Raw genomic sequence first — 4,743 nt, forward strand, 5'->3', positions numbered from 1 at the left:
TCCCTACCCCCATACCCCGTCGGTATCCCGGCTACAGCGCGCGTGGGGCCATCATCATCGCTATGAGACACCGATTGGTGTATCAACAGAACACATGAATTATATCACGGTATGGATAAATTTAGCTGCGCGGACAACGGGGTCAACGATTATGTTCGTTAGTTGTGATTGCAGTGTTTAACGATTGACATATAATCTTGAGTGGCACCGGTGACCGCTGTTAACTTCTCACTCCGAGGGGGTGTGGGGTAGTTCAGATAAAAGAGGTGTAAAATTCCTGTTCCGCGGAACATGCCAGCTACAGTAGCTATACGCCACCTTCTGCCATCTCGATACATTTGCCTGACTGCAATGATCATTTTGGCAGGTATCGTACTTGTGGCCTGTCAGCCCCCGGCCGCACCTGACGCCACCCCAACATCAAAGTCTTCGCAACCCACAGCAAGGTCGGTCGCGATCCCCATCGCCCCCAGCGCTTCCGGTGTGACAATGCCACGAGGAGATCTTCCCGGCTGGAAACAGATTTTCACCGAAGATTTCGTCACCGATACGCCGGTCGGCAGTTTCCCGAGCGCGGCCCCGTATCAAGGCAGGTGGAATGCCTATCCGGACGGAACACTCGACACCGCGGGCAAAAACGGGGCAAAATCATATTATTATCCTAGCAAAGTGCTAAGTGTCCAGAATGGCGTTCTTGACTATAATCTACACACTGCGAATGGAACACCCATGGGTGCGGCACTCATTCCTGTACTGCCCGGCAGTTCCACAGCTTACCAAGGCCAGTTGTACGGTAAGTTCACCATCCGCTTCCGGGCGGATCCGCTCGTCGGTTTCAAGACCGCATGGCTCTTGTGGCCCGATAGCGGGGCATGGCCACGCGACGGAGAAATCGATTTTCCCGAAGGCGACCTGTCTGGAAGCATCAGCGCGTTCATGCATCGACAGGATGGAACCTCTGGCGGCGACCAGGAGGACTTCGGCACCACAACGACGTACACGGCATGGCATACCGCCAGCATTGAGTGGACCCCAAACAAAGTAGATTTCATCCTCGATGACCGGTCCATCGGTAGCTCGACCGGGAGGATACCCAACACGCCGATGCACTGGGTTATCCAGACCGAGTCATCTCTCGATCATTTCCCCGCGGCCAGTACGAGCGGGGCGGTGCAGATCGACTGGGTGGCGGTGTACTCGTACCTGCAGAAATGATCACTATCATGCGTGTGATCGATCAATCGTATTCCACGATCACTCTTCGCTTGCCGTCTTTCAGGCTGATAATCAAACGGGTCACACTACGGATATTTCCGACAATCACGAAAGGTGGCCCGAGGTGTGGAAGTCATGGGCCGGTGGAATGCTAGACGAATGCAGCTAATATTTCGCCGAGCTGATGCAAGACCCCCCATTGAGCATATCGATACCGAAACCCCGGCCGTCATCCTCAAAATTCTCCCTGATCCGTTTTACCACGGCGGTCTCGGTGCGAGCAGGAGTCTCGGCCGCCTCGGGATACCCGTCTACAGCGTGCACGAGGACCGGTTGGCCCCCGCGGCCAGTTCGCGCTATCTGCATGGCCGCATGTTCTGGACTCCAGACCCTGACGACGCCGACCAGCTCAGGCAGGGTCTGTTGCGGCTGGCGGCCGACATCGGCCGTCCGGCCGTCCTTATTCCGGTCGACGACGCAAGTGCGGTGTTCGTCGCGGAACACGGCGATGAACTGCGGCCGTGGTTCATTTTTCCGGCTCCTCCGCACAATCTGCCGCGCCGGCTGGCAGACAAGTATCTGATGTACAGGATGTGCCGGGAACTCGGTGTCCCCTGCGCAACGGCCGCACTGCCCACCTCGCTCGCCGAGGCCCAGGACTTCGCGGCCCGAATCGGCCTGCCACTCGTCGCCAAACTCACCTGTCAATGGCGACGCGGCCACGCCGGGGCGCTGCGAAGCACGTCCGTGATTCATACCAGAGAAGAGCTCGTCGACTACTACGGTAGATGCGAGCAGGCAGAAGGCACGACGCTGCTCCTGCAGGAGTACATACCTGCCGGGCCAGGTGACGACTGGTTCTTTCATGGCTACTGTGATTCTCGTTCGACCTGCCGGCCGGCCTTCACTGGAATCAAAGAACGATCTTACCCGCCGCACTTCGGAGTGACGTGTCTGGGCCGGTCGGTGGAGAACGAGAGGCTGCGTCGACAGATCGAGGAGCTGCTGACACGCTTGTCCTTCCACGGAATCCTGGATATTGATCTTCGCTGGGACGCCCGCGACGACCAGTACAAACTGCTCGATTTCAATCCGAGGCTCGGCGCCCAGTTCCGATTGTTCGAGAACACAGCCGGCATCGACCTGGCGCGTGCCGCATATCTTGATCTGACTGGCCAGGCGATACCGGCCGGCGTACCGGTCGCCGGGCGCGGTTTCGTGGTCGAAATCCTCGACCCGATTGCGGCGCTCGGATACCGCCGACGTGGTGAGCTGGATGTCCGGTCATGGGCGACATCGCTGCACGGAGTCACAGAGAAGGCCTGGTTCGCCGCGGACGATCTGGCGCCCTTCGGGCTTGTCTGTCTACGGATGGGCTGGCACGGGGTACATCGCCAGATCAACCGGATCAGTCGGGATGCCGTCCGACCGCGCTATTTGGAGCCTCGCTACCGACCGGGGCGTGCACCACGAGGGGCTCAGCCGGAACAAGACGAAAGGCCCTGATCGGAGAGGAAGACCGCTGTTCGCCAGGTTCGGTCAGCAGCACCGCGGTGGCGACGATCGCCTGCACCGCCAACCATGCGGCACCGACGCCGACCACTCCGTACAGGTGTCCGAGTAGTACAGCGCCAGCGGGCACCAGGAGGGCGATGCTCAGATGGACGCCCACGATTCGGCGAATTCGGCGCTGCGCACGCGCTGTGCTGACACCCAATATCACGATTGTCGCGGGCAGCGGGCCGAGCAGCAGCAGCCGGAACACAGCGGTGGCGTCTTCCTGGTAGCCGGCGCCGAAGATACGCAACAGCAAAGGTGCTCCGATCTCAGCGGCCAGAACAATAGCAGCGACACCGAGCAGCGCACGCCGACGCAGTTCGCGGTGCATGGTAACGACGTCGGCCTCAGCTTGGGCGCCCTCCACGATCAGCGACAAACCAAATCCGAAAATCAGTGCTTCGAGTGCCTGCATGATCATCCAAGAAAGCGCGAATGGCGCACCCGCTGCTGGACCGACCATTACCACGACCAGGAGGGGAACGAGCGTCACACCGACCCGTTCGAAGATCATAGTAATACCTTCGCCGGCGAGAAAACGTCTGAAGTTGCGTGGGCTGGTGTCGGGAGCCGGCGTGGTACCAGTCGGAAGAAAGTGGCGGAAAAGCAACCAGGAAACCGCGACGACCGCGATGCCGGCCGGTATGATCCATGCCCCGCAGAGCGCCAGCACCGACCCGCCTCCGAAGGCCAGGAGTAACAGGAATTTGATGACGTTGAAGACGATGTTCTCCATCGGGACCCAGGACGCCCGTCGGAGTGCGGCCAGGACGGAATCCTGCATGACGAATAGTGTCCAGACACCGACCGAGAGGGCAAAACCCACCACCATGCCGATATGGGCGAGTATCTCGAAGGCAGGGCTTATGCGGGGCGCCACCAGGGCAAAACCCGCGCCTAGCAGGACGCTTAGACAGACCGATCCGAGGTAACTGCCCAGCACGATCCTGAATCGATGATAGCCGGCTCTGGGGAGAAATGCTGTCAGCGCGTTCCCGAGATTGAGCTGGCCGATCAGAGAAAGCGCCGTCATCGCCGACACCAGAGCCGTCGCCTCTCCCACGGACGCCCGCCTTGCGGTATGGGCCGCCAGCGCCCAGTAGCCGGCACCGAGCAATGCCGACAAGCCCGCGCTGCAGGCGAGCGCCAGTCCGTTGCGGTACAACGGACTGCGCGGTCCGCCCGTCACGACGCTCGTCCCGGGCTGCCATCTGCCGGTTTCGCGGCCGGCAGTGATGTGGAGCCCGGTGATGCAGGTATCGGACGCAACGCATAGATGCGGGTGTCCGGTCCGACATAGAAGGGCGTGAAGAAGCCCGACTCCGCTATCGCGTGTTCCAACGATACGACGGCACCCGGTGGAGTGAGCTGGAACACCCGGGCGAACGCCTCGGTACTGGGGGTGAAAACCAGATAACCGGACGGCGCGTAGGCGTGCATTGTCGCGACCACATCGTCAACGTCAGCGGCCCCGAGCGGACGATATCTGAATTTCTCGTCACGGAACAGGGATTCATCGAAGAAGAGATTGTAGTTGGCGCTGGACCGCACCGGCGCGTTGGAAGCGATATTCATGATCACCGAACCGGGTTGGCCGTAGGCGTACAGATAGCGGTTGGCCGCGACCTGGTCATGACTTATAAGATCGATTTCATCCTGGCCAAAGTAGGCGGGAACAAATAATGCCGCGCAGGTCAGCATGACGGCGAACAGCGAATACCGGCCGGCGACACGCAGGCACCGCCGGGATCCGTGCATCGCCGGCTGAGCGCCAGCCAGCGACACCTCATGGGAAACACCGGCGACCGCAACCGCAGCCAGGACTGCGCACCACGGCAGCGCAAACAGGACCACCCGTAGAATTGCCTCACCACCGTAGTTTTGACCGAAGATCAGAAAAACCGGTGTAGTGGCCAGCAGAAGCAGTGCCACCGCCCTGCCGTCACTCCTGTGGAGCAGACGGACGGCACC

The 4,743-nt window shown here is 60.4% G+C and carries 3 protein-coding genes and 1 pseudogene; 2 read left to right on the top strand and 2 right to left on the bottom strand.

Going from position 1 to position 4,743, the window contains the following annotated elements; all coding sequences use genetic code 11:
* The first annotated feature begins 489 nt into the window (after positions 1 to 489).
* Together MJ785_RS15930 and MJ785_RS15935 are read left to right on the top strand one after the other, a co-directional pair.
* Complete coding sequence (locus tag MJ785_RS15930; RefSeq protein WP_239346657.1) at positions 490 to 1,215, top strand: glycoside hydrolase family 16 protein; 726 nt, start codon at positions 490 to 492, stop codon at positions 1,213 to 1,215.
* 159 nt (positions 1,216 to 1,374) lie between these two features.
* Positions 1,375 to 2,721: a hypothetical protein gene (locus MJ785_RS15935; RefSeq protein WP_239381549.1), complete on the top strand. Its 1,347-nt coding sequence runs from the start codon at positions 1,375 to 1,377 to the stop codon at positions 2,719 to 2,721.
* On the opposite strand, the gene MJ785_RS15940 is transcribed toward MJ785_RS15935, so the two are convergent.
* Complete coding sequence (locus MJ785_RS15940; protein ID WP_239346659.1) at positions 2,624 to 3,961, bottom strand: lipopolysaccharide biosynthesis protein; 1,338 nt, start codon at positions 3,959 to 3,961, stop codon at positions 2,624 to 2,626. The two genes, MJ785_RS15935 and MJ785_RS15940, sit on opposite strands and share 98 nt — an antisense overlap.
* Positions 3,958 to 4,743 (bottom strand): annotated as a pseudogene (locus MJ785_RS15945) (hypothetical protein); the annotation flags it as partial. The gene MJ785_RS15940 and the pseudogene MJ785_RS15945, both read right to left, overlap by 4 nt.

Origin of the sequence: Protofrankia sp. CiT1 (assembly GCF_917627335.1) — a bacterium.
In the GTDB taxonomy this organism is placed as follows: Bacteria; Actinomycetota; Actinomycetes; order Frankiales; family Frankiaceae; genus Protofrankia.

Bases quoted from the DNA above. Each gene is read 5' to 3' on its own strand.
- MJ785_RS15930 (WP_239346657.1), top strand. From the start codon at position 490: ATGCCACGAGGAGATCTTCCCGGCTGGAAACAGATTTTCACCGAAGAT.
- MJ785_RS15935 (WP_239381549.1), top strand. From the start codon at position 1,375: ATGCAGCTAATATTTCGCCGAGCTGATGCAAGACCCCCCATTGAGCAT.